General features: G+C 60.8%; 12 protein-coding genes. 1 reads left to right on the top strand and 11 read right to left on the bottom strand.

Going from position 1 to position 15,503, the window contains the following annotated elements; all coding sequences use genetic code 11:
- Positions 1-227: 227 nt before the first annotated feature.
- Positions 228-2,891 carry a valine--tRNA ligase gene (locus H4684_RS01860; RefSeq protein WP_192622635.1) on the bottom strand — a complete coding sequence of 888 codons (2,664 nt, stop codon included), beginning with the start codon at positions 2,889-2,891 and terminating at the stop codon, positions 228-230.
- A gap of 144 nt (positions 2,892-3,035) precedes the next feature.
- On the opposite strand from H4684_RS01860, the gene H4684_RS01855 reads away from it, so the two are divergent.
- Entirely contained in the window at positions 3,036-4,280 is a 1,245-nt protein-coding gene (locus H4684_RS01855) for a BPL-N domain-containing protein (RefSeq protein ID WP_192622634.1), read from the top strand.
- On the opposite strand, the gene H4684_RS01850 is transcribed toward H4684_RS01855, so the two are convergent.
- Genes H4684_RS01850 through rpsU form a run of 10 tightly spaced genes read right to left on the bottom strand, consistent with a single transcriptional unit; the run spans position 4,246 to position 15,257 of the window.
- Positions 4,246-5,013 carry an HD domain-containing protein gene (locus tag H4684_RS01850; RefSeq protein WP_192622633.1) on the bottom strand — a complete coding sequence of 256 codons (768 nt, stop codon included), beginning with the start codon at positions 5,011-5,013 and terminating at the stop codon, positions 4,246-4,248. The two genes, H4684_RS01855 and H4684_RS01850, sit on opposite strands and share 35 nt — an antisense overlap.
- Positions 5,013-5,204 carry a hypothetical protein gene (locus tag H4684_RS01845; protein WP_192622632.1) on the bottom strand — a complete coding sequence of 64 codons (192 nt, stop codon included), beginning with the start codon at positions 5,202-5,204 and terminating at the stop codon, positions 5,013-5,015. The genes H4684_RS01850 and H4684_RS01845 overlap by 1 nt, the downstream gene beginning before the upstream one ends.
- Positions 5,205-5,223: 19 nt before the next feature.
- Positions 5,224-6,669: a TrkH family potassium uptake protein gene (locus H4684_RS01840; RefSeq protein WP_192622631.1), complete on the bottom strand. Its 1,446-nt coding sequence runs from the start codon at positions 6,667-6,669 to the stop codon at positions 5,224-5,226.
- Positions 6,669-8,027 (bottom strand): Trk system potassium transporter TrkA, encoded by a 1,359-nt coding sequence (gene trkA, locus H4684_RS01835; RefSeq protein WP_092189192.1) that lies wholly within the window; start codon positions 8,025-8,027, stop codon positions 6,669-6,671. Before trkA ends, H4684_RS01840 begins: the two co-directional genes overlap by 1 nt.
- 24 nt (positions 8,028-8,051) lie before the next feature.
- Positions 8,052-8,774 carry a thermonuclease family protein gene (locus H4684_RS01830; RefSeq protein WP_092189194.1) on the bottom strand — a complete coding sequence of 241 codons (723 nt, stop codon included), beginning with the start codon at positions 8,772-8,774 and terminating at the stop codon, positions 8,052-8,054.
- Positions 8,764-10,530 carry an RNA polymerase sigma factor RpoD gene (rpoD, locus tag H4684_RS01825; protein WP_192622630.1) on the bottom strand — a complete coding sequence of 589 codons (1,767 nt, stop codon included), beginning with the start codon at positions 10,528-10,530 and terminating at the stop codon, positions 8,764-8,766. Before rpoD ends, H4684_RS01830 begins: the two co-directional genes overlap by 11 nt.
- 55 nt (positions 10,531-10,585) lie before the next feature.
- A complete protein-coding gene (gene dnaG / locus H4684_RS01820) occupies positions 10,586-12,289 on the bottom strand; it encodes a DNA primase (RefSeq protein WP_192622629.1) in 1,704 nt (567 codons plus the stop codon).
- Positions 12,290-12,308: 19 nt separating this feature from the next.
- Positions 12,309-14,606 (bottom strand): endonuclease MutS2, encoded by a 2,298-nt coding sequence (locus H4684_RS01815; protein ID WP_192622628.1) that lies wholly within the window; start codon positions 14,604-14,606, stop codon positions 12,309-12,311.
- Positions 14,607-14,610: 4 nt separating this feature from the next.
- Positions 14,611-15,057, bottom strand: coding sequence for a GatB/YqeY domain-containing protein (locus H4684_RS01810; protein ID WP_092189202.1), 447 nt, complete (start codon positions 15,055-15,057; stop codon positions 14,611-14,613).
- Complete coding sequence (gene rpsU / locus H4684_RS01805) at positions 15,057-15,257, bottom strand: 30S ribosomal protein S21 (RefSeq protein WP_092189550.1); 201 nt, start codon at positions 15,255-15,257, stop codon at positions 15,057-15,059. The genes H4684_RS01810 and rpsU overlap by 1 nt, the downstream gene beginning before the upstream one ends.
- Between the last annotated feature and the right edge of the window lie 246 nt (positions 15,258-15,503).

The following is a 15,503-nucleotide window of genomic DNA, read 5'->3' as shown; positions in this document are numbered from 1 at the left end:
TTCGATCCGTGAACTTCCCGCCCAAGCTGTCGAAGGTGGGAACCCCGAAGTTGCGGGGGCTTCTCCGGGCAGACGCGTCACCATGACGTCATCCCCGTGAAAACGGGGTCCATCCCCTTGTACAGGAAAAGGCATGGATTCCCGCCTTCGCGGTAATGATCCGGCAACAACGCGCCACGCCTTCCCATGAAAAACGGGGTGACGTCGGGCCCGGAAATGTTAGCGCCTCACCCCACAAACTCCTGCATCCTGGCCCGCAGCTGCTCCAGGGTGGCCTTCTTCTCGGCGAATCCCTCCGCCTTGGCCTTTTCCTTGGCCACAACTTCCTCGGGAGCCTTGCTGACAAAACTCTCGTTGCCAAGCTTCTTTGTCACAAAATCAAGCTCTTTGCTGATCTTGCCCAGCTCCTTGTCCAGACGGGCCAGTTCGGCCACAAAATCGACCACGCCCTCAAGGGGCACGAAGAGTTCGCAGCCGCGCACCACAGCCGAGGCGCAGCCCCGGGGCGGCTCGATGTCCGCGCCCACGATCAGGGTCCCGACCCGGGCCAGGGCCGCGATCTCCGTTTCATGCGCCTTGAGGAAGCGCTGATCTTCCCCGCCCGCACGAACCATGACCGTCAGGGCCACGCCCGGCGCAACGCCCAGCTCGGAGCGGATGTTGCGCACGGCCACGATGACTCCCTGCAGAAACTCCATGTCGCGCACGGACGCCTCGTCCTCGCACTCGGGGCGGGCCTTGGGATAGGGGCGCACGGCCAGGCTCTCGGCATCGAGAGATGGGATGGAGGACCAGATCTCCTGGGTCACGAAGGGAATGACCGGGTGGGCGATGACCATGATCTCCGAGAGCACGTGCTTGAGGCACGACCGCGCCGCGGCCTTGGCTGCCGGATCATCGCCGTAGAGCTCGGGCTTGATCAGCTCCAGGTACCAGTCGCAGAACTCGCGCCAGACGAATCCGTACAGACCCTGGGCCGCCTCGTTGAAACGATAGCCTTCGATCTGGGCGGCGTGTTCGTTCTTGAGCATCTCCAGACGATGCAGAATCCACTTGTGATGCAGGGCCGTCATGACTTTGGGATCAAACTCGGGCTCGTTTCCATCGACATGCATGAGGGCGAACCGGGCCGCGTTCCAGATCTTGTTGATGAAGTGACGATACCCCTCGATGCGCGCCTCGGAGAGCTTGATGTCACGGCCCATGGCCGCGAACGAGGTCAGGGTGAAGCGCAGGGAGTCACAGCCGTACTTGTCGATCATTTCCAAGGGATCGATGACGTTGCCCGTGGATTTGGACATCTTCTTGCCGTGCTCGTCGCGGACCAGGGCGTGGATGTAGACGTCCTTGAAGGGCACTTCATCCATGAACTGCAGGCCCATCATCATCATGCGGGCCACCCAGAAGAAGAGGATGTCAAAACCCGTGACCAGGAGCGAGGTCGGGTAGAAGGCTTTGAGCTCGTTGGTTTGCTCCGGCCAGCCCATGGTCGAGAACGGCCACAGGGCGGAGGAAAACCACGTGTCTAGCACGTCCTCGTCCTGAGAAAGGGCTGTGCTTCCGCATTTGCAGGAGGTCGGGTCCTCGCGGGCGACAATGATCTCGCCGCAGTCCCGGCAGGTCCAGACCGGGATGCGATGTCCCCACCACAGCTGACGGGAGATGCACCAGTCGCGGATGTTGTCGAGCCAGTTGAAATAGGTCTTGTTCCACTGCGCGGGCCAGATGGTCGTACGTCCGTCCTCCACGGCAAGGCGGGCCTTTTCGGCCAGGGGCTTGACGGAAACGAACCACTGCTCGGACACGAACGGCTCGATGGTGGTCTTGCAGCGATAGCACTGGTTGACCTTGTTCTCGTAGGGCTCCTCGGCGGTGAGCGCCCCGCAGGCGCGCAGATCCTGGGCGATGAGCGTACGGCAGTCGACGGCGCTCATGCCCCGATACGCCTCGGGCGCGTTGTCGTTCATGCACCCCTTGTCGTCGATGACGCCAATCGCCTCCAGACCGTATTTGCGGCCCAGTTCCCAGTCGTTCATGTCATGGGCCGGAGTGATCTTGAGGCAGCCGGTTCCAAATTCGCGATCCACGTAGGCGTCGGCGATGATCGGAATGCGCCGCCCCACCAGCGGCAGAATGACGTACTTGCCGATCATGGACTGATAGCGTTCGTCCTCGGGGTGCACGGCCACGGCCGTGTCGCCGAGCATGGTTTCGGGGCGCACCGTGGCCACGGTCACGGAACCCGAACCGTCCTCCAGGGGATAGCGCAAATGATAGAGGGTCGACTTGGCCGGTGCGTACTCGACCTCGTCATCGGCCAGGGCCGTGTGACAGCGGGTGCACCAGTTGATGATGTACTTGCCGCGATAGACAAGCCCCTGTTCGTAGAGAGAGACGAAAACCTCGCGCACGGCCTTGGTCAGTCCCTCGTCCATGGTGAAGCGTTCCCGGCTCCAGTCCACGCTGGCGCCCATGCGCCGGATCTGGTTCAGAATGCGTCCGCCGTAGTCTTCCTTCCATTCCCAGACGCGGTTTATGAATTCCTCGCGGCCAAGGTCTTCACGCTTCTTGCCCTCGCCCAGGAGTTTGCGTTCGACCACGTTCTGAGTGGCGATGCCCGCGTGGTCCGTGCCCGGCACCCAGAGCACGGTCTTGCCGCGCTGGCGCATGTAGCGGCACATGATGTCCTGCAGGGTGAGGTTGAGAGCGTGTCCCATGTGCAGGGCCCCCGTGACGTTGGGCGGCGGGATGACGATGGAGTAATTGTCCTTGACGTGGGTCGCGGCCTTGGCCGCGTCGGGGGTGAAACTCTGGTGCGTCTTCCAGTACTCAAGCCACCGCTCTTCCACGTCGGCTGGTTCGTATCCCTTGGAAAGCGTCTCGTTGGCCATATGATGAACTCCGGATAATGAGCTGTTTGCGGCAAAAAAGCGCCGGAATGCCCGGCGCCACGGAAACAAAAATGAGTACTGGGGCGAACCCCAAAAATCAAGCCCGACTTGCCCGCCATCGTGCTTCCTGCTAGTCCGTCGGACATGCACAGACACCTCCCGCCCCTGGTCCTGCTGTGGGACGAATCGCACCTGTGGGTCCTGCTTCTCCACCGCGCCCTGAAAGCCCTGCACGCCCCCGTGACCCTGCTCAAGGCCGAGCAGGTCCGCGCCGGGGCATTGCGCGGTCATGGAGGCGCCACGCTGCTCGTCCCGGGGGGCTGGGCCAGGCTCAAATCCCTGGCCCTGGGCGAAGACGGCCGCAGGGAAATCCGCGAGCACATACGCGGCGGCGGCAAGTACCTGGGTTTCTGCGGAGGCGCGGGCCTGGCGCTCGGTTCGGAGCGCGGCGCACCCTTTCTGGATCTGTGCCCCTGGTCGCGCAAGGCGGCCAGTCAGCGGCTGCCCAATTTCAGCGGACACCTGAACTGCATCGTCACCGAGAACGGCGAAGAGTACGAGGCCGCCCTGCCGGTCTGGTGGCCCTCGCAATTTCAGGCCAAGGACACGGAACTGGAAGTGCTGGCGCGCTACGAAGGGCCCGGCCCGGACTTCTGGTCCGCCGATCTGGATTGGTCCGGCATCGCGGCTTCGGAGGTGGGACAGTGGGAAGAGCTGTACGGCATAAACCTGAGTCCGGAGCGGCTGCGCCGGGAACCGTGCATCGTCCGGGGCGCTTACGGTCAGGGTTCCTTCGTGCTCAGCTACGCGCATCTTGAGACGCCGACCTCGCCCCAGGCCAACGCCCTGCTCTGCCGCCTGCTCGGCCTCGACCCGGCCCCCGGCGTACCGGCCTGGGACCTGAGCCGGGAAGAGGCGCTGTGGGACGACGAAGCGCTGCGAAGCGTGCATGCCGACCTGGCCGATCTTGTATCATTCGGCCAGAATCATTTTCTGCTCTTCTGGCGCACCCCCTGGCTTCTGGGCTGGCGGCGCGGAGTGCCCGGCTCGCCCATCAACTTCCTGCTGGCCATGGCCTGGCAGGCCAGACACAATGAGGCGACCGCGCCGGCCAAGGAATACTGGGCCGAACACGGAGCCAAATGCAGCCACCTCTGCCGGGATTTTTGCGCGCAGACCCGCGACTACCTGTTGCAGGAGCGCCGCATCCTGGCCACGTCTCCATCCTCGCCGGAAGCCAGCGCATCACCTGGCCTGCAACGCCGCAAACAGGAGCTTTTCGGAAAGTTCCCCGGATACGGGGGGCTGTACGGAGATATCCTGCGCACCCTTGACGAGCTGCTATGGTTGCAGTTCAGCGCTCAAGATGACCGGCAAGGCAGCTCTTGAGTCCCGAGAAGCGCTCGGTTTTCGGGAGCAGGTCGAAGAGGCTGTCCAGATAGCCGCGCCCGGAGAAAATGCGCCGGCTTGCGCCATGGACCAGTTTCGGTCCCCATGAGGCAAGCAGCAGCTTGAAATCGTTGATGTAGCGAAGCTCCCCGTACGCAGGGCTCTCGCCGTCGGCCACGGCTTCGGCGACAAGCTCGGTCCAGGCCTCCGGTTCGTCCATGAGCCCAAGGGTGACCACGGGGTCCTGCGGGCCGGGGGCACCGAGCTTGGCCAAAACCACCGGCACGATATCGAGCTTGTCCGCATCCCGGACGACGTTGCACAGCGCCCTGCTCAGCGGGTCCATGTCCCGGGGGACTTCGCGCTTGTTGTGCAGCCGCACCGCCAGGATGATGCAATCCCGAACCTGCGGCTCGAAAGCCGACAGAAAATCCCCCTCGCGCAGAAAATCGGCCCCCTCCTCGCCGTGGTCCACGGACTGGTCATCGCGATAGGTGCCAAACCTCTCGAACTGCGAAAACCTGCCGATATCATGCACAAGCGCCGCGGCCAGGTACGGCGCGGGCGGGGCGATGCTCTCCCTGGCCACGATCTTCGCGGCCAGGGCATGCACACGCAGGGAGTGGTCGCGTTTCAGGATGATGTGCTCACGCCGATCACCCAGACGCTCGGCGTACTCGCCGGCCATCCCGACAAAACGGGCGCGCATCTCCCGCAACACGACCGGATCCATCAAAGTCCCTGATAAAACTTGTACAGATCTTCGTCGATAAGCAGTCTGAAACCCTTGTCGGTCTCCTCGAAACGAATCACCGAGGCCGGGTCCAGGGCCACATCCAAAGCGTATTCCGCCAGACGGTTCGCTTCTTTCTGTGCAACATCATCGAGCTCGGCAAACTTTCCCATCTCTATCCATTCGGTCATGATTTTCTCCCAGGACTGTCTATTTTCGCCAGAATTCAGGCACAAACAACACCAATACCGTATAAATCTCAAGGCGCCCAAGCAGCATGCAAAAACTCAGCACCCATTTGCCCAGGGTCGGGATCGCCGCGTAGTTATCAACCGGACCGACTTCGCCGAGGCCCGGGCCGATATTGCCGATGCACGCCACAACCGCCGCGAAAGAGGTCAGCACGTCCACTCCCATGGCGGCCAGGGCCAGCGCCGAGAGTACGAAAAGGACGATGAAGAGAACGAAAAATCCCCAGATGCTCGTCAGCACCTCTTCCTTGACCAGCTTGGGGCCGAATTTGAGCGGGAGCACGGCCCGGGGATGCACAAGTCGAAACAGCTCGCGGTAGGCATGCTTGAAGAGCAACATGACCCGCATGCACTTGATCCCGCCCGCCGTGGATCCGGCGCAACCGCCGATGAACATGCACAGGAGCAGCACCCCTTGCGACAGGGGCAGCCAAAGCTCGTAGTCCGCAGTGGCGTAGCCGGTGGTGGTGAGGATTGAGGCTACCTGAAACGATCCGAAGCGCAGGGCATCGAACCAGGAGGGGTAGCTTGAACCCTGGATGGAAACGGTTACGACGACGGTCAGAACAAGAACCAGAATCACGAAAAAGCGAAATTCCGGATCACGCCAGACGGCCAGCGGCCTTCCGCGAAAGAGCTGAAAATGAAGGGCGAAATTGACTCCGGCCACAAGCATGAAAAACGTGATCACGCCATCGATGTAGGCGGAATCGTAGGCCGCGATGGAGGTATTGCGCGTCGAGAATCCGCCTGTGGCCATGGTCCCGAAGGAATGACAGATACTCTCGAAGAGATCCATGCCGCCAAACATCAAGAGCACAACCTGGATCACGGTGAAGAGCACATAAACCTTCCACAGGCTCATGGCCGTATCCTTGATCCGGGGCTGGAGCTTGTCGGCCACGGGGCCCGGCACCTCGGCCTTGTACAGCTGCATGCCGCCCACGCCCAGAAAGGGCAAAATGGCGATGGTCAGGACGATGATGCCCATGCCGCCCAGCCAGTGAGTCAGGCTGCGCCAGAAAAGAAGCCCCTTGGGCAGGGCTTCGATGTTGGTCAGTATGGACGCACCAGTGGTGGTGAAGCCTGAGACGGATTCGAAAAAGGCGTCCGTGAAGGAGGGAAATCCGCCCAGGGCAAAGGGCAGGGCTCCGAAAAAGGCGCACGCGGCCCAGCCCAGGGAGACGATGACCATGCCCTCGCGATGGTTGATGACCAGCGGTTTGGGGCGCTTGAAGGCGAACATCAGAAAGGCCCCGGCCAGCACCGTCACGCACAGGGACAGAAAAAGCGGTGCCACGGAGGTATCGTCATAATACCAGCCGCAGGCCAGGGGCAGGAACATGCACAGGCCCACGCAAAGCAGGATGAGACCGGTGACGTGCAGGGCGATGGTCCAGCGCATCAGCCCTTCTCCTGTCCCCGGGACAACATCCGCTCGACTCCGGGAATGGACTCGGTCAGGCTCAGGATGAAGAGTCGGTCGCCGCGCTGGATAACGTCAAGCCCGGACGGGATGAGCACGGCGTCGGCGCGCATGATGCAAAGGACAAGCACGCCCTTGGGGAAAGTAAGGTCCTTGAGCGCCCTGCCCACCAGATCGGACTCGGGACCGACCAGCGCTTCAAGTGCTTCCGCTCCGTCCTTGATGGCCACGGCCGAGAGAACCCCGCCTTTTCGCACATGCTTGAATATGCTGTTCACCGCCGAAAGCCGGGGACTTACGATATGCTCAAGACCGATGGCCCGCACCAGCGGCATGTATTCGATCTTGTTCAGGCGGGTGATGGCCATGGGAGTGCCCAGCTTCTTGGCCAAAAGCGAGGCCAGAATGTTGCTCTCCTCGTTGCCGGTCATGGTCACCACCACATCCATGGCGCCGATATTCTCTTCAAGAAGCGCTTCCTGGTCCGTGCCGTCTCCGACCAGAACCACGGTCCGGTCGAGTTCCTCGGCCAGCACGGAACAGCGCTCGGGGCTCTTGTCCATGAGCTTAACGTGGACAGGCTTTTTTTCCAGGGCGCGGGCCAGACGCAGGCCGATGTTCCCGCCGCCGATGATCAGCACGCTGCTCTTCTTGCCGGAGCGGTTGCCCAGAAAGGAAAACACCGACTGCAACTGACTGTCCTCGCAGACAAAATAGACCAGATCCCCGTCGAGGATCTCGTCGGAGCCCGTGGGCACGATGACCTTGTCGTCACGCACGATGGCCGCGACGATGAGCTGCATGTCTCCGGCCTTGCGGCGCAAGTCCATGAGGCTGGTCCCGACCATCGGGTTGCCCGAGGTGATCCAGGTTCCGACGATCTTGATCCGCCCGTCCGCAAGGTCGCAGATGTCGACGGCTCCGGGGGCGCGCAGCATGTGCTCGATGGTGCGCACCACTTCGACCTCCGGATTGATGATGATCCCGATGCCGATGCCCTTGGCCAGCTGCTGTCCATACGCCGTGTACTCGTCGTTGCGGATGCGGGCCAGCTTGGTCAGCCCCGGGGCCAGCATGTTGGCGAAGGTGCAGGCCATGAGATTGATCTCGTCGCTGTCGGTCACGGCCAGCAGCATGTCGGCCTTGGTGATGCCGGCCTCGCCCAGCACAAGCGGGCTGCAGCCGGAGCCTTCAAGCACCTGCACGTCCATGTGTTCGAGAATGCGCTGCAGCACGGCAGGGTTGCGGTCGATGACCACCACATCCTTGTTTTCGGCGGCCAGTCGTTTGGCAATGTGAAATCCGACTTCTCCCGCTCCGACAATAATGGCTTTCAAGCAAATCGCTCCGGTTTTGGTAGGCTAGCGGCCCGATTGCACGGGCCAGGGAGTGCACTCCCGCGCCGGTGCATAACCGGCCGCGAAGGCTTCCCGCAAGGAGGAAAAATATACCCGGTTGGAGACACCGACCTTGCGTCCCTGCGTGCAGGGCAATGTATGAAAACGCTTGCTGCTCTTCGTGCCGACATAGCCGGCCTTGGCGACGGGGCCACTGAGAATCGCGGGCCAAAAACCCTTGCCCTGCTCCATGGCCGCGTTCTGGGCGGCAAGCAGGCGACCGGTCAGTGCCCTGTCCTTGTCCGACGGGTGAGGATAGACGAAAGCCGCACCTTCTTCAATCATGATCAGGTTGACCATCCGCCCGTCCGCAAGCCGCGCGATTCCGACCAATCGTCCATGACGGTCCCTGCCGAGCTCCTTTTCTTCCAAATCAAGGATCTGGCCGGAAACCAGGGAAAAAAGCCTGTCCCGGGATTGACTGCCGTAATGCTGCCCAGGCTTGTCCCCGCGCGAGATCTCCGGCGCGTCGATGCCACGCAGCCGCAGGCGCTCCCCTCCGTCCAGAATCAAGGTGTCCCCGTCCAGAACCGCCTGAACCCCGACGCGCCACGTCTGGGCCGAAACGCCCTGCGCAGAAAGCACCAGCGCCAGGACGACGGCCAGCACCTGAAGCAGCGGCCCAAAAAAGAAGGCAACCCGGAAGGTTGCCTTGGGATTTGAGATCACGTTCAGGCTAGGACTCATAGTACGAGCGCAGCTGCTGGCTGCGCACGGGGTGGCGCAGCTTGCGCAGGGCCTTGGCCTCGATCTGGCGGATGCGTTCACGGGTGACGTTGAAGAGCTTGCCGACCTCTTCCAAGGTATGGTCGCTCTTCTCGCCGATGCCGAAGCGCTTGCGCAGGACCTGCTCCTCGCGCGGGGTCAGGTCGGAGAGCACTTGGGCGATCTGCTCGGCCAGCTTGGTGTTGACCACCTCGTCGGCCGGGGCCACGGCCTTTTTGTCCTCGATGAAATCGCCCAGGCTCGAATCCTCTTCGTCGCCGATGGGCGTCTCCAGGGAAATGGGCTCCTTGGCGATCTTGAGGACCTTCTTGACCTTCTCCAGCGGGTAATCCATCCGCTCGGCGATCTCCTCGGGGGAGGGATCGCGGCCCAGCTCCTGGACCAGGTAGCGCGAGGTGCGCACCAGCTTGTTGATGGTCTCGATCATGTGCACCGGGATGCGGATGGTGCGGGCCTGGTCCGCGATGGCGCGGGTGATGGCCTGACGGATCCACCACGTGGCGTAGGTCGAGAACTTGTAGCCGCGCTGGTACTCGAACTTGTCCACGGCCTTCATGAGGCCGATGTTGCCTTCCTGGATGAGGTCCAGGAACTGCAGGCCGCGGTTGGTGTACTTCTTGGCTATGGACACGACCAGGCGCAGATTGGCGCGGATGAGCTCCTGCTTGGCGTCCAGGGCGTCGGTGTTGCCCTTGCGGATGCGCCACAGGATCTCTTCCAGCTGCTCCACGTCGTGCATGGCGTTTTCCTGCAGCTTGCCCAGGATCTCGATCTTGCCGTTGACCATTTCCTTGAAGGAGAAGAGCTCCTCCATGGTCATGCCGAGCTGGTCGGCGGCGGCCACGGGATTGATGGTGCGGGCGCCGAGCTGCTTGAAGATGCCGAAAATCTCGTCCTGGGATTTGCCCAGCGACAGGATGTAGGCCGAAAGGTCGCGGCGGCAGTTGTGCATCTGGCGCACATAATCGCCCACGGTCTCGATGATGCGGTCGATGAGCGTCTTCTCGAGCTTGATGTCGCGCAGGCACTGCACGACGCCTTCCTTGTAGTCCATGATCTTCTTCTGGATGCCGAAAACACGCTTGTCGAGGGTCGCGCACTCATCGAGACGGGTGTAGAGGGGCTTCTTCTTGCGGTAGATGTTCTTCACGTCTTCGAGCAGCTTGATGACGCGCTCGCGCTGGTTCATCTCCTCTTCGGAGGGGTCGTCCTCCTCGATGGTCTTGACGACATCCTTAAGCTTCATGCGGCCTTTTTTCAGGTCCTCGCCCACGCGCACCAGCTCTTCCACGGCCACGGGCACCTCGACCAGGGCGTACATGACTTCGAGTTCGCCGGCTTCTATCTTCTTGGCGATGTAGACCTCGCCGTCACGGTCCAAAAGGCCCACGGCACCCATCTCGCGCAGATACATGCGCACCGGATCGTTGCTGCGCGAGGAATAATCCGCGCCGTCCTCGTCTTCGGCCAGCTCCAGCTTTTCCTCTTCCTTGGGTTCCTCGCCGTCATCCTCGGCGATCTCGATCCCGCGACTAAGCTTCTCATCGACGATATCAATGTCCAGCTGATCGAAAATGACAATGATTTCTTCTATCTGTTCCGGAGTGTTTACTTCGGAAGGCAAGGCCTTGTTGAGTTCATCGAAGGTCAGAAATCCCTTTTTCTTTCCTTCGGCAATAAGCGCCTGAATTTGCTGAACATCCTTGATATAGCTCATCCGTTCCCCCCAAAGTTGATAAAAACCTTTCGTCCGCCGACGTGAAAATCCTTTCTCAGCACTGTGTCTTGGCCTGGATCAAGGCCAAAAGGCGAAGCTCTTCCTGGAAATCGCCGCTCTGACGGGCCTTGCGCAACCCGAAGTTGAGACTCTCCAACTCACGGCGCTGGCCCGTCTGACGCAAAAAATCCCGGACTTCGTCCCATTCGCTCCGGCCGTCATCAACCGTGACGTCGGTTCGCATCTGGCACTGAACATAAAACTGCTTCTCGCCCTGATCCATGCGGCTCAGGACTTCATGCGGGCTGACCCCGAAAATCTTGCTCCAGAAAATTTTGCCCCGTTCCGTGGCCAGGGCCTCGCCAAGCCCGAGCTCGTGCAGCTGCCCATGATATTCGGGAAAACGCACGGCAAAGGCCAACAGATTCCTGTCCAGCTGGGAAGGCTTGCACTGCTCCAGACCTGCCGGCGCCGACGCGGCGACACCCGTGCCTTTTTCATCCAGCGTGCGGCGCAATTCGGTTTCCGACAGTCCGAGTCCCGCAGCCAATTTGGGCAGGTAAAAGGACTTCCAGTCCAGCTTTCCAAGCCGCGACATGAAACCGATGGCCCAGTTAAGCACTTCCTTGGGAGACTGGTTGGCGGACAGCTGCCGCAGACAGTAATCGAGTCCGTCCGCGGCCTGGGCGGAAAGCTCCAGCAGGCTCTCCCGGCCGTTCTTCTGCAGCACGGAGTCCACGTCCTCGCCGTCCGGCAGGCACAGCACCCTGCATTTGAGACCCTGCGACAGGATCATTTCCGCGCTGCGCAAGGCTGCCTTGCGGCCCGCGTTGTCGCCATCAAAAACAAGATCGACCTGGCCGACCAAACCTGAAAGACGATGCACCTGTTCTGGAGTGAGCGCCGTGCCCAGCACCCCGCAACTGTTTTCGAAGCCGAACTGATGCAGGCTCAACACGTCCACGTACCCCTCGGTCAGAAGCACGCTCTTGGAGTGGGACATGGCACGCCGGGCCTGAAACAGGCCGTAGAGATGCTCACCCTTGGTGTAGATGGGCGTCTCGCTCGAATTCAGGTATTTCGGACCGTCGCCGTCCACCAGGCTGCGGCCGCCAAAGGCCACGGTCTGGGCCGACAGGTTCATGATCGGAAAAATGAGCCGCTCGCGAAACCGGTCGTAATAGGAACCCTTGGCCGACTTGCTGACCAGCCCCGCTTTTTCGGCGAGGACCTCGGAAAACCCGCGTCCGCGCAGGTGATCGCGCAGCTCGTTCCATGCGGCCGGAGCCCAGCCCAGGCTGAAGCGGTCCACGATTTCCGGAGCCAGTCCGCGCCCCGCGATATACTCGCGCGCGGTTTTTCCCGGTCCGCGGCCCAGCATCTCCTTGTAAAAGACCGCCGCCAAGGCATGCATATCAAGGCACTCGGAGCGGGAAATCTCTCCCGGCGCCCTGTATTCAGGACGCTTGCGAACCTCAAGGCCGGCCTCTCGCGCCAGCGCCTCGACGGCTTCGCCAAATTCAAGGCCGTTGATGGCGCGGTAGAATTCGATGATGTCGCCGGAAGCCTGGCATCCGAAACAATAATAAAAGCCCCCTTCCGGATTGACCGAAAAGGACGGCTTGGTTTCCTGGTGGAACGGACATGGAGCGACCAGTCTGGTGCCGGACGGCCTGAGCTCAACGTGTCTTCCGATCACGTCCTCGATGCGCAGGCGGGCCTTGATCTGGGCGATCAGTCCTTGATCGAACGTGCTCATCCGGCTCCGATGAAAAAAATTAATCCGCCAAGGCCACCTTGGTCACGCCGTCACCACCCTCATCCGCATTGCCCAGACGAAAATCGCCAACGGCCCTGGATCGTTTCAGGTGCTCATGCACCACCCGGCGCATGGCGCCCGTGCCCATACCGTGTATGATTTCGACTTCCGTCCGTCCGGCGAGCAGGGCCTTGTCCAGAAAACGGGACAGCTCCGATTCGGCCTCGTCGGTTCTCATTCCCCGCAGGTCTAGGCGCAGAGGAGTCACCGGGGCGGGCGCGCTTCTGAGCACGACCTTTCCGCCATCGGAATTGTCCTTGGCCGAAATCCGCACATCGGACAGCCCCACCCAAAGCGAAACACCGCCGACATCAAGGCGAACACGCTCTTTCTTTCCGTCGATTTCCCGCACCAGACCCGTTTTGTTCCAGGGCAGATAAAGCAGGACCTGCCCTTGGGCAATGGCCTGGATGGAAAGTTTATCGGCAGTCTCGTCAGTTTGGGGCGTTTGAGCCACGCTGTCGCGCAGCCGAGCGACTTCTTTCAAGGCTTCCTTGCGGCCGAGACGGCCTTCACGCCACTGGCGCATGATCTCCTGAGAAGCCTCGCGCAGTTCCTTTTGCATGCGGCTTCTTTCCTGATCGAGCTTCTCCATCTTGCGGGCAAACTTGAGCTCAAGCTCCCGGGTACGGGCCCGGGCCTTGTCCAGTTCCTCTTCCTTGGCCGCCGCTAAACGATTGAGGCGCTCGAAAATCTCTTCGGCATCGCCAGCATCCAGATACAGGTAATCCTGGGCCCGCGCCAAAATGGACTCGGGCAGCCCCTGCTCCCGGGCCACATCGAGGGCGCGGCTGGCGCCAACCTGATCGTAGCCAAGCTTGAAGAGCGGCTTTCTGGTATCCGGAGAAAAAATGACCGAGGCAGCGCGAACCCCGTCCTTGGAAAGCCCGTAGGCCTTCAGCGCGGGAAAATGTGTAGCCGCGCCGACCCAGGCGCCGCGATCAAGCAGTCCGTCAACCACGGCCTGAGCCAGGGCCGCGCCCTGACTTGGATCGGTGCCGACCCCGAATTCATCCAGAATGACCAGAGTGCGCTCGTCGATTCTCGGCCAGACCTCGCTGAAATGACGGATCTGGGCCGTGAACGTGGACAGACTCTGCTCAATGGACTGCTCATCGCCCATGGAGACGACAAAATTGTTCCACAGCGGCAAGGTGCTGCCCTCGGCGGCGGTGACGGGCAGCCCGGCATGGGCCATGAGGCCAAGCAACCCGAGGGTCTTCAGGCACACCGTCTTGCCGCCTGCGTTGCCGCCGGTGATGATGAGCACGCGCTGGCCCTCTTGCAACTCAAGATCCACGGGCACGACATTATCCTGTCCGAAGACCAGGAGCGGGTGCCGTGCCTGGGCCAGAGCCAGCGGCGCGTCGGGGGCGATATCCACGACATGGCCATCGGTGTGGCGGGCAAAATGGCAAATGGCCAACAACTGGTCAAAGCGTATGAGCTCGTCGAAAGTACGCTCGATGGCTGCCTGCTCCGTGCGGACAAGTTCGCTTAAAAATCGCAGAACCTTCTGCTCTTCGGCGCGCTCCTCCTGCTTGTATTCCTGCAGGTCATTGTTGAGTTCGACCAGAAAGAGCGGCTCGAAATAACAGGTCTCTCCGGTCTGGGAATAGTCATGCACGATGCCCTTCAGGCGCCCCTTGAAATTGTTCTTGAGGGCCAGGACATAGCGATCCGAGGAGATGGTCAAAAATTCATCCTGCAGGATGAACTGCAGATCCTTGTTCTGAAAGAAATCCTGCACCTTGCGCGTACACATCTGGTGCACGCGGCGGATTTCCTGGCGCACGGAATAGAGTTCGGGCGATGCTTCGTCCCGAATCGTCCCGTCAGGGGCGAGGCAGCGCGACAGGCCGGACCAGGTCTTTGGAGGCAGAGTCAACCCCGCAGCCAGGGCAGCCAGGCCGGGATAGCGATCCGCATTGGCGGCGCCGAGACGCTCCACAAGGGACGCGGCCACCTTCAGCATCTCCCAGAGTCCGATCAGTCCATCCACGTCGAGAAAGGCCAGGGGGTTCTTCAGATACGCGAAAACACCGGCCACGTCGGGAAAGGCTGACAGGCGCACATCCTTGCAGGCGCAAAAATGGATGGCCTCCCGCACCAGGGCCGAACGTTCGGCGATGCGCAAGGGATCGGTTTCGGGCAAAAGCGAAAGGCAGGCATCCCTGCCCGCCTCACTGACCGCGAAGTGCGAAAGATGCTGCAGGACCTTTGGGTATTCCAGCAGCTGCAATGTTCTTGAATCCATAGGATTACGACGAAAGCTTGGCGCGCACCAGCGCGCTGAGTTCCTTTCCGTCGACACGGCCGGCATGTTCGCCCAAAATGGCGTTCATGACCTTGCCCATGTCTTTCATACCGGAAGCACCGAGGGTTTGGATGGTCATGGCCACAGCCTCTTCCAACTCTTGGGGAGAAAGGGCCGTGGGGAGGTAGGCGCGCAAAATGAGGTGCTCGCGCTCCTCGATTTCAGCAAGATCGATCCGGCCCGCGGCCCGGAACTGGTCAATGGATTCCTGGCGTTGCTTGACCTGCTTGGCCACGACATCCAGGATCTCGCTATCGGTCAACTCACGACGGAGATCGACCTGCTTGTTTTTGACGGCTGCCTTGAGCATTCTCAAGACAGCCACCTCGTCAGTCTTTTTGGCCTTGAAAGCGGTCAAATAGTCCTTTTCAAGGCGTTCAGAAAGACTCATTACATCACCTGCATTTTACGGATCTTCTTCAGCAGTCTTTTCTTGGCCGCAGCTTCCTTCTTCTTCTTCTGGATGCTGGGTTTTTCGAAATGCTGACGCTTTTTCAACTCGGAAAGGATTCCGGCCTTCTCTACCTGCTTCTTGAACTTACGCAGGGAGTAGTCAAAAGTATCGCTGTCACCCATGTATACACCTGGCAAACGGATCACCTCCCGTTCTCGATCTGGTCCTGCCACCTGTCGGCGATCAGGAAACTTCGTCTTTTATGCAAACCTTCAAGGCATGGCAAGAAAAAAAGGAACAAAAAAAAAGGGGCGCTCATGCAACCCCTTTTCAAAGCATCATGAAAATCAGGCTAGGAAATCTTTTCCTTAACGGTCTCGGCCAGAGACTTCAGGATAACCACGCCGACTCCGCTGCCTATGATGAAAAGCACAGCGTAGAGC

It is taken from the genome of Desulfomicrobium macestii, assembly GCF_014873765.1.
GTDB classification, from domain to species: domain Bacteria; phylum Desulfobacterota; class Desulfovibrionia; order Desulfovibrionales; family Desulfomicrobiaceae; genus Desulfomicrobium; species Desulfomicrobium macestii.
This window is presented reverse-complemented; position numbering and strand designations above follow the sequence as displayed.

What these genes read in the sequence shown, in the direction of transcription:
- H4684_RS01845 (WP_192622632.1), bottom strand. Translation starts at nt 5,204, where the DNA reads ATGACCGAATGGATAGAGATGGGAAAGTTTGCCGAGCTCGATGATGTT.
- rpoD (WP_192622630.1), bottom strand. Translation starts at nt 10,530, where the DNA reads ATGAGCTATATCAAGGATGTTCAGCAAATTCAGGCGCTTATTGCCGAA.
- H4684_RS01830 (WP_092189194.1), bottom strand. Translation starts at nt 8,774, where the DNA reads ATGAGTCCTAGCCTGAACGTGATCTCAAATCCCAAGGCAACCTTCCGG.
- H4684_RS01855 (WP_192622634.1), top strand. Translation starts at nt 3,036, where the DNA reads ATGCACAGACACCTCCCGCCCCTGGTCCTGCTGTGGGACGAATCGCAC.
- H4684_RS01810 (WP_092189202.1), bottom strand. Translation starts at nt 15,057, where the DNA reads ATGAGTCTTTCTGAACGCCTTGAAAAGGACTATTTGACCGCTTTCAAG.
- H4684_RS01860 (WP_192622635.1), bottom strand. Translation starts at nt 2,891, where the DNA reads ATGGCCAACGAGACGCTTTCCAAGGGATACGAACCAGCCGACGTGGAA.
- H4684_RS01840 (WP_192622631.1), bottom strand. Translation starts at nt 6,669, where the DNA reads ATGCGCTGGACCATCGCCCTGCACGTCACCGGTCTCATCCTGCTTTGC.
- dnaG (WP_192622629.1), bottom strand. Translation starts at nt 12,289, where the DNA reads ATGAGCACGTTCGATCAAGGACTGATCGCCCAGATCAAGGCCCGCCTG.
- H4684_RS01815 (WP_192622628.1), bottom strand. Translation starts at nt 14,606, where the DNA reads ATGGATTCAAGAACATTGCAGCTGCTGGAATACCCAAAGGTCCTGCAG.
- H4684_RS01850 (WP_192622633.1), bottom strand. Translation starts at nt 5,013, where the DNA reads ATGGATCCGGTCGTGTTGCGGGAGATGCGCGCCCGTTTTGTCGGGATG.